Origin of the sequence: Bacillus sp. FSL P4-0334, from assembly GCF_038004825.1 — a bacterium.
GTDB classification, from domain to species: domain Bacteria; phylum Bacillota; class Bacilli; order Bacillales; family Bacillaceae; genus Bacillus; species Bacillus velezensis.
Map to the genome: position 1 here is coordinate 1,608,767 of NZ_JBBORX010000001.1, position 18,415 is coordinate 1,627,181.

18 protein-coding genes are annotated in these 18,415 nt (G+C 47.0%); 7 read left to right on the forward strand and 11 right to left on the reverse strand.

Going from position 1 to position 18,415, the window contains the following annotated elements; genetic code table 11:
- The first annotated feature begins 95 nt into the window (after positions 1-95).
- Positions 96-674, forward strand: coding sequence for a TetR/AcrR family transcriptional regulator (locus tag NSQ37_RS08325; RefSeq protein WP_021495037.1), 579 nt, complete (start codon positions 96-98; stop codon positions 672-674).
- A gap of 77 nt (positions 675-751) precedes the next feature.
- Here the strand turns inward: NSQ37_RS08325 and NSQ37_RS08330 are convergent, their stop codons facing one another.
- Complete coding sequence (locus NSQ37_RS08330) at positions 752-1,636, reverse strand: DMT family transporter (RefSeq protein WP_332286491.1); 885 nt, start codon at positions 1,634-1,636, stop codon at positions 752-754.
- A 126-nt stretch (positions 1,637-1,762) separates the two neighbouring features.
- On the opposite strand from NSQ37_RS08330, the gene pdxR reads away from it, so the two are divergent.
- Positions 1,763-3,151: a MocR-like pyridoxine biosynthesis transcription factor PdxR gene (pdxR, locus tag NSQ37_RS08335; protein ID WP_341123554.1), complete on the forward strand. Its 1,389-nt coding sequence runs from the start codon at positions 1,763-1,765 to the stop codon at positions 3,149-3,151.
- A gap of 65 nt (positions 3,152-3,216) precedes the next feature.
- On the opposite strand, the gene NSQ37_RS08340 is transcribed toward pdxR, so the two are convergent.
- The 5 genes from NSQ37_RS08340 to NSQ37_RS08360 are packed head-to-tail and all read right to left on the reverse strand — an operon-like array spanning position 3,217 to position 5,533.
- The gene (locus NSQ37_RS08340) at positions 3,217-3,516 is read right to left on the reverse strand and encodes a spore coat protein (RefSeq protein WP_012116933.1); all 300 of its coding nucleotides are present in this window, start codon (positions 3,514-3,516) and stop codon (positions 3,217-3,219) included.
- Between the two features lie 14 nt (positions 3,517-3,530).
- Positions 3,531-3,728 carry a hypothetical protein gene (locus NSQ37_RS08345; protein WP_003156073.1) on the reverse strand — a complete coding sequence of 66 codons (198 nt, stop codon included), beginning with the start codon at positions 3,726-3,728 and terminating at the stop codon, positions 3,531-3,533.
- Positions 3,729-3,746: 18 nt separating this feature from the next.
- Positions 3,747-4,883, reverse strand: coding sequence for a zinc-dependent alcohol dehydrogenase (locus tag NSQ37_RS08350; protein WP_015239260.1), 1,137 nt, complete (start codon positions 4,881-4,883; stop codon positions 3,747-3,749).
- 18 nt (positions 4,884-4,901) lie between these two features.
- Positions 4,902-5,270: a spore coat protein gene (locus NSQ37_RS08355; protein ID WP_039062697.1), complete on the reverse strand. Its 369-nt coding sequence runs from the start codon at positions 5,268-5,270 to the stop codon at positions 4,902-4,904.
- Between the two features lie 17 nt (positions 5,271-5,287).
- Positions 5,288-5,533 carry a hypothetical protein gene (locus NSQ37_RS08360; RefSeq protein ID WP_015239261.1) on the reverse strand — a complete coding sequence of 82 codons (246 nt, stop codon included), beginning with the start codon at positions 5,531-5,533 and terminating at the stop codon, positions 5,288-5,290.
- A gap of 413 nt (positions 5,534-5,946) precedes the next feature.
- Between NSQ37_RS08360 and NSQ37_RS08365 the strand changes: the two genes are divergently transcribed.
- From NSQ37_RS08365 to NSQ37_RS08375, 3 genes are all read left to right on the forward strand, one after another.
- Positions 5,947-7,164 (forward strand): sensor histidine kinase, encoded by a 1,218-nt coding sequence (locus tag NSQ37_RS08365; RefSeq protein ID WP_341123555.1) that lies wholly within the window; start codon positions 5,947-5,949, stop codon positions 7,162-7,164.
- The gene (locus NSQ37_RS08370) at positions 7,157-7,792 is read left to right on the forward strand and encodes a response regulator transcription factor (RefSeq protein ID WP_012116939.1); all 636 of its coding nucleotides are present in this window, start codon (positions 7,157-7,159) and stop codon (positions 7,790-7,792) included. Before NSQ37_RS08365 ends, NSQ37_RS08370 begins: the two co-directional genes overlap by 8 nt.
- Before the next feature lie 98 nt (positions 7,793-7,890).
- Positions 7,891-10,044, forward strand: coding sequence for an MMPL family transporter (locus NSQ37_RS08375; protein WP_032866777.1), 2,154 nt, complete (start codon positions 7,891-7,893; stop codon positions 10,042-10,044).
- 33 nt (positions 10,045-10,077) lie between these two features.
- On the opposite strand, the gene NSQ37_RS08380 is transcribed toward NSQ37_RS08375, so the two are convergent.
- From NSQ37_RS08380 to NSQ37_RS08395, 4 genes are all read right to left on the reverse strand, one after another.
- Positions 10,078-10,800, reverse strand: coding sequence for a gamma-glutamyl-gamma-aminobutyrate hydrolase family protein (locus NSQ37_RS08380; protein WP_015239265.1), 723 nt, complete (start codon positions 10,798-10,800; stop codon positions 10,078-10,080).
- Positions 10,801-10,925: 125 nt separating this feature from the next.
- On the reverse strand, positions 10,926-12,557 hold the full coding sequence (abc-f, locus tag NSQ37_RS08385; RefSeq protein WP_032866774.1) for a ribosomal protection-like ABC-F family protein: 1,632 nt from the start codon (positions 12,555-12,557) through the stop codon (positions 10,926-10,928).
- 279 nt (positions 12,558-12,836) lie between these two features.
- Positions 12,837-13,364 carry a GNAT family N-acetyltransferase gene (locus NSQ37_RS08390; protein WP_032866771.1) on the reverse strand — a complete coding sequence of 176 codons (528 nt, stop codon included), beginning with the start codon at positions 13,362-13,364 and terminating at the stop codon, positions 12,837-12,839.
- Between the two features lie 115 nt (positions 13,365-13,479).
- Positions 13,480-14,337, reverse strand: coding sequence for a YitT family protein (locus NSQ37_RS08395; RefSeq protein WP_032866769.1), 858 nt, complete (start codon positions 14,335-14,337; stop codon positions 13,480-13,482).
- Positions 14,338-14,619: 282 nt separating this feature from the next.
- Here NSQ37_RS08395 and NSQ37_RS08400 point away from each other — a divergent pair, with 282 nt between their 5' ends.
- Both NSQ37_RS08400 and NSQ37_RS08405 read left to right on the forward strand, forming a co-directional pair.
- A complete protein-coding gene (locus NSQ37_RS08400; protein ID WP_003156056.1) occupies positions 14,620-15,753 on the forward strand; it encodes a glycerol dehydrogenase in 1,134 nt (377 codons plus the stop codon).
- Positions 15,754-15,898: 145 nt separating this feature from the next.
- Positions 15,899-17,110 carry a Bcr/CflA family efflux MFS transporter gene (locus tag NSQ37_RS08405; RefSeq protein ID WP_032866766.1) on the forward strand — a complete coding sequence of 404 codons (1,212 nt, stop codon included), beginning with the start codon at positions 15,899-15,901 and terminating at the stop codon, positions 17,108-17,110.
- Between the two features lie 28 nt (positions 17,111-17,138).
- Here NSQ37_RS08405 and fabF read toward each other — a convergent pair whose 3' ends face one another.
- Complete coding sequence (fabF, locus tag NSQ37_RS08410) at positions 17,139-18,374, reverse strand: beta-ketoacyl-ACP synthase II (RefSeq protein WP_021495025.1); 1,236 nt, start codon at positions 18,372-18,374, stop codon at positions 17,139-17,141.
- Positions 18,375-18,415 lie beyond the last annotated feature (41 nt).

Here is an 18,415-nt window from a genome sequence, read left to right on the forward strand (position 1 = left end):
AACGTTCAGTTTTGTAAATGGGTTTCTGTTTTCTTTTTTTATACAGGTTAAGTATACTGAACGTATCGTTTATAATTCGGGAAGGAATGATTCATGTGCAGAGTAAACGAGGACGGCCGCGCGATGAAGGAACACATAAGGCGATTCTTTCTGCAGCGTATGACCTATTGTTGGAAAATGGCTTTGACGCGGTGACAGTCGATAAAATTGCTGAGCGTGCCAAAGTAAGTAAGGCAACGATTTATAAATGGTGGTCAAACAAGGCTGCCGTTATCATGGACAGCTTTCTTTCGACCGCTACGGACAGGCTGCCTGTGCCCGATACAGGATCAACAGTGCAAGATATATTGACCCACGCCACGAATTTAGCAAGATTTTTGACGAGCCGGGAAGGAACCGTTATTAAGGAATTAATCGGTGCGGGGCAGCTGGATGCAAAATTGGCGGAAGAATATCGCACTCGATTTTTCCAGCCCCGCCGCCTCCAAGCGAAAGGCCTTCTGGAAAAGGGAATTCAAAAAGGTGAATTAAGAGAGAATCTTGATATTGACGTAAGCATCGATCTCATTTACGGACCGATTTTCTATCGTCTGCTTATTACAGGTGATGAGGTGAATGATTCCTATGTGCATGATCTGGTGATGAGTGCGTTTAAGGGAGTTCAGCCTGCCTGAAAAATAGCCGGATCATGTGAAAGAGATACAGACTTCTGCTGCCTACGGGCGGAATATAATGAAAAGGCCGAACAAGTTCATTGTTCGGCCTTTTCTGATTGATTTGCGAACTGCCGGGCGGCCGCCACGCAAGCGATAACGCCGGCATTCACCGCCGCAAGTTCCCATCCTGCTTTTTCATGGAGAATCATGGCGGCCAGTAACAGTCCGAAGAAAGGCTGCAGAAGCTGCAGCTGTCCGACCGCGGCGATGCCTCCCTGGGCGAGTCCGCGATACCAGAATACGAAGCCGATCAGCATGCTGAATATTGAGACATATGCAAGACTGAGCAGTGCGGGCGCGCCGATGTTTGACCATGAGTCCGGCATGAAGCAGAAAGACAGGATGAACATAAGGGGAAGCGATAAAACGAGTGCCCAAGAGATCACCTGCCAGTTGCCAAGCAACCGGGAGAGGCGGGCGCCTTCGGCATAACCGAGACCGCACACGATAATCGAAGCGATCATGTACGTATCACCGAGCGGAGAGGATTCTCCTCCTTGCAGCAGAGCATATCCGGCTACGAGGATGCTGCCGGCAGCCGAGAAAATCCAAAAGACCGGTCTGGGCCGTTCGCCTCCTCGCAGTACGCCGAAGATCGCCGTCGCAAGCGGGAGAAGCCCGATGTAGACAATGGCATGAGCGGATGTGACATGCTGAAGCGCTAAGGCTGTAAGCAGCGGGAAACCGATCACGACGCCGAGCGCTACTGTTATTAGTGAAATGATGTCGCTTTTGGCAGGGCGTTTCTCCTGAAAAATGAGGAGCAGAGCGCCTGCCAATATACCGGCTATCGCGGCGCGGCATACGGTGAGAAATACCGGGTCAAAGTCCGCTACAGCCAAGCGGGTCGCCGGAAGCGAGCCGCTGAAAATGAGCACGCCGATAAATCCGTTAATCCAGCCGTTTGCGGCTTTCTTCATTCCAATCACTCCAATATATATTTCTAAACCCATTTTCAAAGTTTATAATGACTATAAACTGAAATTGGCCTTATACAAATGGCCAGTTTTTATAAAAAGAAGAATGCCAGTTTGGAGGGAGCAAAAATGGATATCACGCCATTTTTAAATAGAGATCTGGATATTCCGCTTTATCAGCAGCTTTATCGGCATTTTAAGGAAAATATGCATCAGGGCCGTCTTCCTAAAGGACTGAAGCTTCCTTCAAAAAGGCTTTTGTCAAGTCAGCTTTCCATCAGTCAGACGACTGTGGAGCGTGCCTATGAACAGCTTGCCGCCGAAGGCTATATTGTCAGTAAGCCGAGAAGCGGATGGTTTGCCGATTATGACTCGGACGCCGTCTATGTGAAAAAGCCGGGCGCTTCGCCTGTTCAAACAAAGGCGAAGGAAGACCGCCAATGGATTGATTTTCACTACGGCACTGTGGATGCCGCTCATTTTCCGTTTTCGGCATGGCGCAAAAGTATGGTTGCAAGCTTAGATCAATACGGGCATGAGCTGTATCGGCCCGGGGATGATTTGGGCGAGCTTGAATTGAGAACGCTCATTTCGGAGTACTTATATCAGTCGCGCGGGGTGAATTGCCGTCCTGAACAAGTGATAGTCGGCGCAGGGAACCCTGCTCTTTTGCAAATGCTGTGCAAAATATTTGAAGCAAATCTATCCATCGGATATGAAGATCCGGGTTATCCGAGAGCGAGGGAGATTTTTAAAGCCAATCACATGAAGATCATTCCGATACCCGTCGATGATGAAGGAGTCTGTATCCGGAAGCTGAATGAAGAGCGGCCGCGTCTTGTATATGTCACGCCTTCTCATCAATTTACGTTAGGAACGATTATGCCGGTAAACAGAAGGATTCAGCTGCTGAAATGGGCGAAGGAACATCAATCGTTCATTATAGAAGATGATTATGACGGTGAATTCCGATACACCGGCCAGCCGATCCCATCATTGCAGGGACTTGATCAGCATCACCGTGTCATTTATATGGGGACGTTTTCCCAATCTCTGATTCCTTCGCTGCGCATCAGCTATATGATTCTTCCTTTGCCGCTTATTGAAAAAGGCAGGGAAATCGCTTCTTTATATAAACAGACCGTCTCCTGCCACAGTCAGCTGACGCTGGCTCAATTTATCAAAAGCGGAGAGTGGCAGAAACATATTAACAGAATGAGAAAGCTGTACCGGAAAAAAAGAGCGGTATTATTAGAGGCCGTGCGGCGCGAGCTGGGACAATACGTCAGGATTCGCGGAGAAAATTCCGGGCTGCGGATTTTACTTGACGTTCATCTGCCTTTCAGCGAAAAAGAGCTGATTGGAAAGGCGGAGGAACAAGGCGTCAAAATCTATCCCGTGTCTCTTACCTATCAAAAACAAGTCCCTGAAAAAACAGTTTCCCTCGGATTCGCGGGGGTTTCTGAAACCGATATACAAGAAGGCATAAAAAAACTGAGAGCCGCCTGGGCGCTGTAAAAGGCAGCTCACAGTTTGAAATACTGAAGCTTGAGTCAGGGGTGCTGTCTCAGCAGCAAAACGATTTATAGGACGGGCAGGCGGAGCGCAGTATCAATATTTTGCAAATTGAGCCGGACTTGTTCATTTGTGTTCCACGGGTGATACCAGCCTTTTTCCATCATATAGCGTGAGATTTGCTCGTGCATGTCGATGGCTTCTTCTAAGTGACGGGTGAGGATCGCTTTCACTTCAGGCGTTCCGGCTTCCGTCGCCGCCATCGCATAGTTTCTGACACCGCTTTTTGCCGAATTCAATAAATCCATTGCGACAATTTGGTCTGTCAGTGCATTCATCCCCGTCAGGTATTCCATAATCGGATTCATTCGTTATTCATCTCCTATTCATGCTTTGCATCAGATAAAATCGAGGCAAACTCCTGCAATTGCCTTGTTGATGTATCCGCATCCTGCTGCATGATTTCTTTCAGCTGCGGATCGGATACGAGCGCTTTCATAGTTTTGGACTTCGTCAGACAAAGTGACTTAAAAGAAGCCATCTCCTGAATTTCGAGTAATTCATGTAAGGCGCTGGCCATTTCTGTAGCCTCCGTTCTCTAAGGTTTGAGTACAACTTTTATGCAATCATCTGTTTTCGTGTCAAACATCTCATAGCCGTGCTTCGCTTCACTAAGCGGAATGACATGGCTTACAACATCGCCCGGATCTATTTTGCCGGTTGACACCAGTTCAAACATATACGGCATATAGTGGATGACGGGAGCTTGTCCTGATCGGATATTGACGTTTCGCTGCATGATATCGCCAAGAGGAAAACCGTTATATCTCCCGCCATACACACCCGTAATCTGGATCGTTCCGCCTTTGCGCACCGCTTGGGAGGCAATGACTAAAGCGCTCATCGCCCCGCCCTGAAGTTTTAATCCGCTGGCGAGGAACTCAAGGTCTGTCATTTTCCCGTCCATGCCGACGGCGTCAATGACCACGTCGGCGCCGCCTTTAGTGATTTCCTTTAGGTAGCTGCCCGTATTTTCGTGGTCTTCGAAGTTCACGATTTCCACTTTATTCGTCCGTTTCGCATGCTGGAGACGGTAGTTGACATAGTCTACGGCTATTACGCGTTTCGCTCCCTTTAACCAGCAGAATTTTTGAGCGAAAAGGCCCACGGGCCCGCAGCCGAGAACGATGACTGTATCGCCTTCTTTTACGCCGGCATTGTCAACGCTCCAAAAGCCGGTTGTCATCGCATCGGCAATAACACTCAATTTCTCATCCGGTTCTTCACATGTTTCGGGGACTTTAAAATGAGTAAAGTTCGCAAAAGGGACGCGTAAATATTCGGCCTGGCCGCCCGGATAGCCGCCGGTACTCCCTGAATAGCCGAAATAAGCGCCCATATCGCCGTTTTCATTTGATTGGTCACATTGGCTTTCCAGGTGATTTTTACAATAAGTACATTCTCCGCAGGCGATATTAAAAGGAATAATGACACGGTCCCCTTTTTTGACTTTCGTCACGCCGGGGCCGACTTCTTCCACGATGCCCATCGGTTCATGCCCGATGATGTAGTCTTCCTGCAAGTTCGGGATGAGTCCGTGGATTAAATGTAAATCAGACCCGCAAATTGCCGTACTTGTGACTTTTATAATCATGTCATCGTGTTTTTCAATCTTCGGGTCAGGCACGTCTTTGACGACGACGTTTTTAACTCCTTGATACGTTACGGCCTTCATGCTGTAATACCTCCAGTGTTAGTGTTCATCAGGTGTGCGGTCAAACATCCCTTTTCTGTTCGTTTCAACGGGAAACAGGTTCATGTTTCCGACCATGAGGGTATTTTTTGCAGAGAGCTGATCCAGTTTATACTGTTCGCTCAGATCATGCGGGTGAAACCACTTTTTGCTGACCATCAAGTCTGTAATTTCCTGATGCATCGCGATTCCTTGCATGAGCTGTTTGCGCAGCAAAGCTCTTACATCAGGTGAAGCGGTTTCTGTCAAAGCGACGGCGGTATTTCTGACGCCTTCTTTTGCCCGTAAAAGAAAATCCATTGCGAATGTCATATCTGCGAGTTCAGGGACGTGTAATGAATTGATTGGATCTAAATGGTCATGATTCAATGATGCTTACCTTCCTTTCAATTGATGATCGAAGTCGGCCGGTTTTGAGGAACGGGGGCCTGAAACGTTGCCCGTTCATAAACCGCCTGCAGATCAGCCAGGTCTTGAGAGGCTTGCTGAACGTCTTTTTCCATTAACGTTTTCAGATCCTGATCAAACACAAGCCCTTGCATGAGCTTGGATTTCGCGACACAAAGCGTCTTAAAGTTAATCAGTTCATGTAAGTCCAGCGACTCGTGAGCCGCTAATTCACGCTTTTCCATAATTATCTTTAAACCTCCTCTTCTCAATTACGTAATTAATTTCCCCTGAGAAAAGAGCTCTAGTCTTACAAATTTTGTTTATCAGAAAAAGCGGAGAAAAAGCCTGACGGTGCATCAAAAAAAGAGGAAGCACAATCGCTTCCTCTTGTTCACATGGAATGGCTGTTGGTGTCATGAACATTTTTCTGATGCGCGGGCGGTTTTGCCGCGCGGGAGACGAGCCCGCTGAAACCCGGGAAAGGTCATAAAAAAGATATGAACAAAAGCAGCTTGCGCACAATCCCGCAGGCTGTTTTTTCTTTCACCCGTCATGCAGGAACAGAAGGGGAAGGTGAGAAGAAGGCACTTATGGTATGATGACAAATAGAATAAAACCTCGTGAGGCCGGTCGGCTAAAAGGAAGTGGACAGAGATTGTTTGGTACAAAACATCAAGAAGACTATGTCTCCCGTGACAGACGTTCATTGCATATGCTTGCGCTTCGGGTGCCCGGTCTGGCGTTTATTTTAATGGTATATGCCGCATCAGTCTCTTTGCAGTACATTTATGAAAGCTGGACGGTTTTTTTGCTGCTGTTATTCACGATATTGATCGTCATTTTTACCGTGCTGCACTGGCATTCCCATCGCTGGGTGAACAAAAAAACGTTTCTTTATTTCATCATACAGGGATTTATCATATATACATCGGCTAACTTGATGACCGGGGGCTATATCGCGGTTGTCGTCGGTCTCTATGCCTTTTTAATCGGGCAGATTATCGGAATGGCGGATAAGGGAAAAACGCTGCTCATACTCTATCTTTTCATTTTAATGTCCATAACAGCCCTGCACCAGGAGCATCCGCATCATCTGCTACGTTTCATCGTTATCGCCGCTCCCATCATGATCGTGATTATCACGTATGCGGCCACATTTTTCGCGCAAGTTGATGAAAAAATAAAAACACAAATGACGCTTGAAAAATTAGAGCTCGCTCACCGGCAAGTGAAACAGCTGACGCTTCAAAATGAAAGGCAGCGGATGGCGAGAGATTTGCACGATACGCTTGCACAAGGGCTGGTCAGCTTGCATATGCAGCTTGAAGCGGTGCAAGTTCATCTTTCGAAAGATAACACTGACAGAGCGAAAGACATCATCAGCCAGTCAATGGACAGAGTGAAAGGCACATTGGCTGCTGCGCGCTCGGCCATTGACAACCTTCGCAGCACATCAGAAAAGATCGGGTTCTTAAAAGAAAGCATCACTGAACAAATCAACCATTTTACAGAAGCCTCCGGGCTGTCTTGTTTTTTAGAGTACAGCGTGCATCATGTGCTTGACGTTCATACGGCGGAGAATTGCCATTACATGATTGGAGAAGGCCTGACAAACGCCGCCAAGCATGCAGAAGCAAAGAATGTCTGGGTATCCGTTCAGGAAGAAGAGGGACAGATCCGCATAACCGTCAAAGATGACGGGAAAGGCTTTGATGCCGGAACAGAAATGAAAAAAAGCGGACATTACGGGCTGCTTGGGATACAAGAACGCGTCAATATGATGAACGGCACTTGCCGTATAACAAGCGCCAGATCAGCGGGAACTCAAATTGAGATCATCATACCAATTCAAGGAGAGGCGGAACATGTATAAAGTGTTAATAGCAGATGACCATCTTGTCGTCAGAGAAGGTCTGAAGCTTTTGATAGAAACAAATGACCATTACACCATAACGGGAGAGGCGGAAAACGGGAAAACCGCCGTCCGCCTCGCAGAGGAACTAAAGCCCGATGTCATTCTCATGGATCTGTACATGCCGGAAATGAGCGGGCTGGAAGCCATTAAACAGATAAAAGAGCATTCTGATGTGCCGATCATTATTTTGACGACCTATAATGAAGATCATCTGATGATAGAAGGCATTGAATCAGGCGCGAACGGTTATCTGCTGAAAGACACAAGCTCAGAAACCTTATTTCATACGATGGATGCGGCGGTCAGGGGAGAAGTGCTTCTGCAGCCGGACATCTTGCGGCGTTTCCGGGAAATGAAAATGGAACGGGCAAATGCCAATGAAACACAGCTGACGGACAAGGAAATCATAGTTCTAGAAGCCGTTGCGCAAGGACATAAAAGCAAAGCGATCGCCTTCGATTTAGGAATCTCAGAGCGGACGGTAAAAGCGAGATTAACATCGATTTATAACAAATTAGGCGCTGATTCGCGGACGGAAGCCGTCACCATTGCCATGCAAAAAGGCATTCTGAAACTGAATATATAATGAAAAACTGCCCAAACGTACATGCCCCTATGTACGTTTTTTTTATGTGAATGTGAACTACAATTAGGCAGAAAGTAATGATTGGAGAGGAGTATTCGATGTCTGGTTTTTTATATAAATTAGGGGGATGGTCTGCCCGCAACCGATTTAAAATGATCAGTGCGTGGCTCGTGATACTGATCGCTTCGATTGTGATCGCCATCTCGTTAAAACCTGCTTTTTCTGAGGATATGTCAATTCCCGACACACCTTCTGAAAAGGCGATGGATATCATTCAAAAAGAATTTTCAAAGGGTCCCGATAAAGGAAGCATACGGGTTATTTTCGGAGCTGAAGACGGGAAGAAATTGACGTCAAAACCGGAAAAACAAGCGGTTGAAGAGACATTAAAGAAGATCAAAACCGATCATTCAGTCGCTTCAATTGCAAGTCCTTTTGAGACAGGAACCATTTCTAAAGACGGATCAGTGGCATATGCCGATATTACGTACAAAAAAGCGGCGGATGACATTACGGATGCGTCTGTTTCACATATGAAACACAGTCTGTCCGCCGCCGGAGACAAGGGTCTGCAGACGGAGATCAGCGGCGATGTGCCGGGGGCCGGTGTTGAAATCGGCGGTGTATCTGAAATTGTCGGCGTTGTGCTGGCATTCGTCGTACTGGCTATTACGTTTGGTTCATTAGTCATCGCGGGGCTGCCGATTGTCACGGCCTTGATTGGGTTAGGTGTAAGCGTCGCGCTGACGTTAATTGGGACACAGTTCTTTACGATAGCTTCGGTCAGTCTCTCATTATCCGGAATGATCGGCCTGGCCGTCGGGATTGATTATGCGCTGTTCATCTTTACGAAGCATCGTCAGTTTTTGGGCGAAGGTGTACAAAAAAATGAATCGATCGCGAAAGCCGCGGGAACGGCAGGCAGCGCCGTCGTTTTTGCGGGACTGACCGTGATCGTCGCGCTTTGCGGATTGACCGTTGTCGGCATTCCGTTCATGTCTGCCATGGGATTGACTGCGGCACTCAGTGTGCTGATGGCTGTATTGGCATCAGTAACGCTGGTGCCTGCGGTGTTGTCAATCGCGGGAAAACGGATGATTCCGAAATCAAACAAGAAGAAAGAAAAGAAAAGCGCCGGCACGAATGCCTGGGGGCGCTTCGTTACAAAGAAACCTATTCTGTTAAGCATTTTCAGCATTATTCTTTTATCTGTCATCAGTCTGCCGGCCATGCATTTAGAGCTGGGGCTGCCTGATGCGGGAATGAAAGCGAAAGACAGCCCGGATCGCCGCGCCTATGATCTGTTGTCTAAAGGATTCGGAGAAGGCTTTAACGGCAAGCTGACAATTGTTGCCGATGCAAAAGGGGTCAAGGGGAACAAAAGTGAAGCATTTCAAGACGCCGTGAAAGAAGTGAAGGACTTGCACAATGTGGCGAGCGTCACACCTGCCATGCCGAATCAAAAAGGGGACTATGCCATCATTACGGCAATGCCTGAAACCGGGCCGAATGATAAGGCAACGAAAGAGTTAGTGCAGGATATACGGAAACGATCAGACAAAAACGGCATCCGCCTGCTCGTCACCGGGTCAACCGCGGTGAACATTGATATTTCAGACCGATTAAACGATGCCATTCCGGAATTCGCCATTCTCATTGTCGGGTTTGCGTTTGTATTGCTGACCGTTGTTTTCCGCTCACTTCTCGTGCCGCTTGCCGCTGTCGTCGGCTTTTTGCTGACGATGACCGCTACACTCGGCTTATCGGTATTCGTCCTTCAGGATGGGAATTTCACCGGCTTGCTCAGCATTCCGGAAAAAGGCCCGATTCTCGCCTTCCTGCCTATTTTAGCGATCGGTATTCTTTTCGGGCTGGCGATGGATTATCAAGTATTCCTTGTCAGCAGAATGAGAGAAGAATATGTCAAAACAAAAAATCCGGTACAAGCCATTCATGCCGGATTGAAACATAGCGGACCTGTCGTAACAGCGGCGGGACTGATCATGATTTTCGTCTTTGCGGGATTCATCTTTGCGGGAGAAGCTACGATCAAATCCATGGGCTTGGCAATGACTTTCGGTGTACTTTTTGATGCGTTCATTGTAAGAATGACCATTATTCCGAGTGTCATGAAGCTGATGGGACATGCGGCCTGGTACTTGCCGAAGTGGCTGGATAAAATCATTCCGAACGTGGATATCGAAGGCCATAAGCTGACACAAGGCAAAACACCGGAGAAACCGGAAGAATAAAATGAAAAAGCAGATCGTTATGATCTGCTTTTTTTATGTGCTGACCGCATCCATGAAAAGAGAAAAAAGCTTTTTCATGTCTTCATGTTTTTTTGTCAGCATTTCGGGATGCCATTGCACGCCGACGACAAATAATTCACCCGTCCGTTCAATTGCTTCAATGGCCCCGTCTTTCGCATAAGCCGAGGCTTTAAACGAAGGCGCCGTCTCTTTTATGATCTGGTGATGGAATGAATTCACCCGCGCTGAATCGCCAAACAAGGTATGGAGACGTGTCCCTTTTTCAAAAGAAACATGATGGGTTTTTAACGGCGGATCTTTTTCTTGATCATGCTTAATGTCAGCAAACGAAGCGTGTGTCAGGTCTTGATATAAAGTTCCCCCGTAAGTGACGTTTAACATATGCATCCCCCGGCAGATTGCAAGAATCGGCTTTTCTAAAGCAACCGCCGTGAGAATCAGCTCCTTCTCGTAGGCGTCCCGATCAGGAAAGGTCTTTCTTAAAGCCTGTAAAGGTTCTTCGCCGTAAAACAGCGGGTCTATATCCTGGCCGCCGGACAGAATGATCCCGTCAACATGAGAGACCTGTTCCTTTAAAAGCGCCGTCTCTTGAATCACCGGCAATATAAACGGCACACCGCCGGCCTCAGAAACAGACTGAATATAATCATTATTGACATATGCCCGATTATAACCCGGGAAAGGGCCGGATTGATCAGCCATAATGTTTCCCGTAATTCCAATGCGTTTGGCCATTCTTCGCCCCCCTGAACCATGCTCATAATTAATCTGAACGTAGGTTGTACAAATCAGTTTGAAATTATTCTTCATGATACGTGAGCTTTCCAAAACAAAACCCGTGACAATCACGGGTTTTTCATTCATTTCAATTTCTTGATCTCTTCCGTCAGCTCTTTGAATTTTTGATCAAGCTCACGATATTGTTTATCAGCCGGAGTCATGAAGCTGAGTTTTCCGAGGACTTCCTGCCGTTCGGTCTCAAGCTTCAATCGCAGTTCTTCAGCATCGTCCCTGACGGAGGGAGATTCTTTCCATTGTTTTCGGACGCTGCCGTTTGAGATATCAAGCCGGATGTCCGTCGTCTTTTCGACAAAGTAACGATCATGAGATACGATGATGAGCGTTCCGTCGTATCGGGCCAAAGTGTCTTCAAGCTGCTCGCGTGACGGCAGATCAAGGTGGTTTGTCGGCTCATCCAGAATCAGCACATCTTTCTCCTCCAGAATAAACGCCATCAGTTTGCATTTGACCCGCTCTCCCATGCTCATCTTGCCGATGGGTTCCGTCCATTGCGCTGCGGTAAATCCTAAATGCTTCATGAGGGATTGAACATTTCCCCTTGCTTCGAACGTTTCTTTGTAAAAAAGCTGTTCGGGGGTTTTATCAAGCGGAAGGTCGAATACTTCCTGGGTTAAATATCCGACGTTTGCAGACGGAGAAATCCATATGCTGCCGCCCTGCGCTTTTTCCTGACCGAGGATGACCTTCAATAATGTTGTTTTCCCGCTGCCGTTCGGGCCTGTAATCGCGATCTTTTCACCGTGCATCACAGTGAAATTCACGTTTTTGAAAAGCGTTCGTCTGTCATATGACTTTGTGACATCACTTACTTCTAAAAAACGCTTTCCCGCTTTTTTGCGGTGCTCAATGGAAAAACGGACTTCATACTCCGCTTCAACCGGTTCTGCTTTCGCTTTTTCAAGCTCTTTTTCAAGACGCTTCTGCTTTGATTTAATCTGGGCGTCCGTGCGTTTTGCTTTTACGCGATGGTATTCTTTAAACCCTTCTATTTTCGTTGATTGGGCGTGGGCTTTTTTTGACCAGGCGCTCAGCTCGTTCATTTGAGCTTCAATCCTTTTGACCATATTCTGCTGATTCTCATATTCGCGCTGCTGTGTCAGTCTTCTCTGTTTGCGGACCTCCATATAGCTTGAATAATTCCCTTTATGTTCAATGAGTTTCTTTCCTTCGATGGCCCAGATTTTTGTCGCTGCTGCATCTATAAAAGCACGATCATGCGAAACAAAAATAATGGTGCCTTTGTAATTCTTGATCTGATTTAGCAGTATTTCTAAACTGTGCTGATCGAGGTGGTTCGTCGGCTCATCTAATAACAAAAGGCTGCTTGAGGAGGAGAAACCTTTGGCAAGACGGGCTTTCAATTTTTCTCCGCCGCTTAATTGCGAAAAGGCGCGTGCGGGTACGTTCCACTTTTCTAACAAGGCGGCCTCCGCAGGCTCCGGATGGCCGGAATCGTAAGCTTCTGTTTCTTGTTCCACCATATATATGTTCACATCTTGCATCATCTGGATCTGTCCTTGTGACGGCGTTTTTTGATTGCAGATCAATTGCAGCAATAACGATTTGCCGGCGCCGTTTTTACCGATAACGCCGATGATGTCACCTTGCTGAACGCTCGCGCTGATCTGTTCAAAAAGGGGAACGCTGTTGATTTCATAACTGATGCCGCTTATTTTTACCATTTCTTTCATATGTCAATCCCTCGCTTTAAAGGGAGGACCAAAAAAAATCCTCCCAAATTGATTTGGAAGGATTAGCCGTACCTGTGCATGATCAAATAAGCTATTTTTACATAGCTTTCGTATCGTATAGAAAATGGGCAGACTAATCCTATTTTTTCTGATTTGAAATATTTGATTTCAAACGGTCAAAATAAGATTAGTTAATCATTGTCCACCCATCATCCCTTCGTATTTGTTACAAACAGTGTAGCACACACTTATCTGTAAAAGCAAAGGGTATAAGCCTTTTTATTCCAGATTGGAGACTTCCCACTCTTCTTCTAAAACGGCATAATAATATTCATCCCACCATTCATTATCATGGGGGATGCATTTTTTAAAAAAGCCTTCCCGCCTCATCCCGATCTTTTCCATCACCCGGTGCGAAGCCATGTTTTCCGGCTGACATGTCGCAATGATCCGGTGTAATTTCATCTTGTTAAACCCGAATGCCAGCACGGCGCGCGCCGCCTCTGAAGCATATCCTTTGCCCTGGTATTCCGGGTGAAACACCCAGCCGATTTCATACGTATGATCGCCAAAATACTGAAAAAAAGCAATGTGGCCAATGACCGTTTTTTCATCCTTCAATAAAACGGGAAACTTCCCGGCATGTTCACCGCTGTTTTCAGTAACGAATTTCCTGGCATCTTCTTCAGTAAAGACACCCTCTGGTATATATTTCATGACATTCGGATTTGAGGCGTACGCATAGACATCCTGCCAATCTTCCGGTTCAAATGTCCGAATTACGAGCCTGTCAGTTTTGATATTCATTTTTTATGTTCCTCCATCAAAAAGATTTTTTCTACTACTTCGATTGAAAAATGTAAAAACCTTTGAGCGGGGAAGAGCCGAATAAAAAAAGCCTGCAGCTATACACTGCAGGCGGTTATTTTTCATTTCCGGCGGCGGGCAGGTTTGTAAACCCGAATTGCCCTCCGACAGCTTCTTTTACTTCATGAATAACGATAAATGATTTCGGGTCAATTTTTTGAACATGTTTTTTGATTTTCAGCAATTCGTTCTTTTTAATGACAACATAGATAATGCGCTTGTCTTTGCTGCCGTAATACCCGTATCCGTAAAAAATCGTCGCCGCGTTGCCGTACTCGGAGGTGATGGCTTTGGCGATTTCTTCGTATTGGTCAGACATAATGGTGAGGGCTTTTTTATTATGGAAACCCTCAATGACAATATCGACGATTTTGGCGCACAGATATACGAATATAAACGTATACAGCATATGATTGATGCCGATCGCTAAAACGGATGCGAAAATGATGACACAATCCATATAAAACATGCTTTTGGAGATGTTAAAGCCCTTTGTGTAATTTAATAAATACGCCAAAAGCGTGGTCCCGCCGGTAGATCCGTCAGCAATAAAGATCAATGCCAGCCCCGCTCCCATCAGCAGAGCGCCGAATACAATCCCGAGCACCATATCGTGCACGCCGAACGGAATAAAGCTGACGATGCTGAGAAAAACAGAAGTCATTCCCGTACCGAGTATCGTGTATAAAATCGTTTTTTTCGTTAAAAATTTATAAGCCAGCCCGATAAAAATCAAATTTACAACCAGAGTCGTAATACTTGCAGGTATATGGAAAAGATAATATAACACGAGAGCGATTCCCACGGTGCTGCCGTCCCCTAAATGATTCGGGATGACGAAAAATTCCACGGACGCCGCAATAAGAAAGGCTCCGGCCATAATCATCAGTATATCCTTGCAAATGTTCTTCATGTGCAAACCTCCTCCGCAGTCAAAAATATATAAAAAACAAAAACGCCTCAAAAATTATCCAGCAGAACTAAATAATTTTTAAGACGAATCATTCACAATCTCGTTTGTTCATTCAGTAAAGAATGATCAGCTTCAATATCGAAGATTATATAGACACCTTCACATCTTGTCAATGCCGTGAAAATTGATTTTTCTGCAGTGTATATGAGGTTTAAATCAATTTAAAACGAGGAATTATATCAGAAGAGTTTTCATTTCTGCTCTATCAATAAGAGAAATGTAATGAGAGACAACGAAGAAGGGATGATGACATTGGAACGAATTTTTATCAGTCCGGCCAAATACGTGCAGGGAAAAAACGCCATTGAAACGATCGGCGGACATCTGGAGGGCGTTGGTGAAAAAGCCGTCGTCATCGCGGACAAAACCGTATGGGATATCGCGGGCCACAAGGTGACGGCTGAATTAAAGAAAAGCAATATCTCTTCTGAAGAGGCGGTTTTCAACGGCGAAGCCTCCCAGGAAGAAATGAAAAGAATTGCCGGCATCGCAGAAAAAGCAGGCGCGACTATTGTCATCGGAGTCGGCGGCGGTAAAACGCTTGATACGGCCAAAGCCGTATCAGATGAAATAAACGGCTATACCGTTATCGTGCCGACGGCCGCTTCAACGGATGCTCCGACAAGCGGGCTGTCTGTCGTGTATTCTGAACAAGGCGCGTTCGAAAACTATCGTTTCTATCATAAGAATCCTGACCTGGTTCTGGTCGATACGAAAATCGTCGCGGAAGCTCCGCCGCGCTTTTTAGCATCAGGGATTGCCGATGCGATGGCGACGTGGATAGAGGCGCGCAGTGTCATCGCCAATGGCGGTAAAACGATGGCAGGCGGAATTCCGACAATCGCCGGAGAGGCTATCGCGGAAAAATGTGAAGCGGTATTATTCAAATACGGCCATCTCGCTTATGAGTCTGTGAAAGCGAAAGCCGTTACGCCCGCATTGGAAGCGGTGGTTGAAGCCAATACACTTCTGAGCGGACTGGGATTTGAAAGCGGCGGCTTAGCTGCGGCGCATGCCATTCATAACGGATTTACCGCGCTTGAAGGAGAAATCCATCACTTGACCCACGGTGAAAAAGTGGCATTCGGCACGCTCGTTCAATTGGCGCTGGAAAAACGTTCGCTTGAGGAAATTGAGCGGTATATCGCGTTTTATATTAGCTTGGGGCTGCCTGTCACACTTGAAGACATCAAATTGAAAGACGCATCTAAAGAGGACATTATGAAAGTGGCAGAAGCCGCGACGATTGAAGAAGAAACAATTCATGCCGCTTTTGACGTGACGGCTGACGACGTGGCGGATGCCATTATAGCGGCTGATCAATACGCAAAAGCATTTAAAGAAAAACACGCGTAAAACCTTTTATCGCGTGACCCGGACCCAAGGGCTGTTACAGCCCTTGGTTTTTTTATGCCCTTTGAAAACTTTTAAAAATAAAGAAAAAATTATGATACAATATACAAATGTTTTGAGAGATTGACAAAGGAAAGGTGGGAACGATATGCTGCATAATCCGACCGGTAAGGAGCGGCTTGCGCTGGCTTTTCTTCTCGGAATGCTTGCGATACTGGGGCCGCTCAATATAGATATGTATCTGCCGAGTTTCCCTGAAATCGCCGAAGATTTAAGCGCCCGCGCTTCGCTTGTCCAGCTCAGTTTAACCGCTTGTCTGATCGGACTGACAATCGGACAGGTTGTTGTCGGCCCGTTAAGTGACGCGAAGGGAAGAAGAAAACCGTTATTACTATGTATTTTTTTATTTGCGTTGTTTTCTCTGTTTTGCGCACTTGCACCGAACATTGTAACACTAGTGATTGCCCGTTTTCTTCAAGGATTCACCGCTTCGGCAGGACTCGTTTTATCCCGTGCAATCGTCAGAGATGTGTTTACGGGAAGAGAGCTTTCTAAATTTTTCTCGCTGCTGATGGTCATTACCGCCGTAGCGCCGATGGTGGCGCCGATGACGGGAGGCGCGATTTTACTGCTTCCGTTTGCATCATGGCATACGATTTTTCTCTTTTTAACGTTTATCGGTTTTTTGCTTGTAATCATCATTGCGCTCAAGCTGACAGAAACCCTGCCGCCGGAAAAGCGGATTCCGAGCTCCATCGGAAATTCCGTGCGGACAATGGGAAGCCTGCTGAAGGATCGGTCATTTATCGGCTATGCGCTGACGGTCGGTTTTATTCACGGCGGGAGCTTTGCGTATGTCTCCGGAACGCCTTTCGTGTATCAGGATATTTACGGAGTATCGCCTCAGGTATTCAGTGTTTTATTCGGCATAAACGGTCTGGCGATCATTACCGGAAGCTTTATCATCGGGCGTTTCGGCGGAATCATTCACGAAAAAAGCCTGTTGAGAATCGGCGTGATTACAGCGATGACGGCGACTGCCGTTCTGCTCGTCATGACGATCATTCACGGACCGCTAGCGGCACTGGTGATTTCAATTTTTATTTATATGATTACGATCGGCATGACGCTGACAAGCACCTTTACATTGGCGATGGAAAAGCAGGGACACCGCGCGGGAAGCGCAAGCGCACTGCTTGGCATGCTTCCGCTTCTTCTCGGTTCCATCGTGTCGCCGCTTGTGGGGATGAATGAAGCGACGGCCGTCCCGATGGGGGCAATTATGTTCACGACATCCGTTATCGGTTCCATCGCTTTTTTCGCCTTAACAACAAAACCGGAGAAAGCAAAAAAGGAGTGAAATGATTCACTCCTTTTTTTGATGCCCGTTATTCATATTTCTTCAGCACGATTGCCGAATTATGCCCGCCAAAGCCGAATGAGTTGGAAAGGCCGATCGTTAACGATTGCTGGCGGGGCCCGTCTGCTACATAGTCCAAATCACATGCCGAATCAGGGTGCTGCAGATTGATCGTCGGCGGGATGATGCCGTGTCTCAGGCTTTCTGTCAGAGCGATGGCTTCAACGCCGCCTGCCGCGCCAAGCATGTGGCCGAGCATTGATTTGTTTGCCGTAACCGGAATATCATACGCAAGCTCCCCGAATAATGTCTTGATGGCCAACGTTTCAGAAAGATCTCCGGCTTTTGTGCTTGTCGCATGAGCGCTTACGACATCAATGTCTTCCGCTGAAACATTCGCCTTTTTCAAAGCGTTTTTCATCGCCAGGTATGCGCCCGTTCCTTCCGGATGGGAGGCCACCATATGATAGGCGTCAGAGCTTGCGCCGTAGCCGAGCACCTCACAAAGGATCGGGGCGTTTCTGCCGATTGCGCTATCCAATGATTCCAATACTAAGATGCCCGCGCCTTCACTCATGACAAATCCATCGCGATCCGCGTCAAACGGCCGGCTTGCCGCGGCGGGGTCTTCGTTTCTCGCTGACAGCGCGTGGGCATTGCCGAAGCTGGCTAATGACAAATTCGTAATCGCCGCTTCCGCTCCCCCGGCAAACATGATATCTGCGTCATCATTCCGAATGGCGTTGAATGCTTCCCCGATCGACGTATTGCCGATGGAACACGCGGTGACGGGAGAAAGTGAGGGGCCGAGCGCGCCTAATCTGATGCTGATTTGAGCGGCGGCCGCATTTGAGATCATCATGGGGACAAGGCTCGGGCTCACTTTTCGCGCTCCCCGTTCATTTAAAGTATGAACGTTATCAATCAAAGTCGTGATGCCGCCGATTCCCGAGCCGACGTACACGCCGAGGCGTTCACGGTCAATCTGATCGAGCTGAATCCCGGAGCTTTCAAGCGCCTGTTCCGCTGCCGCTAGAGCAAACTGGCTGAAACGGTCAAGCCGTCTCGCTTCTTTTCTGCCCCATCTTTCTTCTGCGTCAAAATCACGGACGGTACCGGCTATTTTTGTTTTTGAGCCGGAGACATCAAACGAATCGATGAAAGAGATTCCCGATTTTCCTTCCGTCAGGTGTTTCCAAAATGTATGCACATCATTGCCGAGAGGTGAAATCACTCCCATTCCGGTGATCACAACTCTTTTCATGGTCATTCCTCCTTCGGTATGTATTTATTGTAACTCGCAAT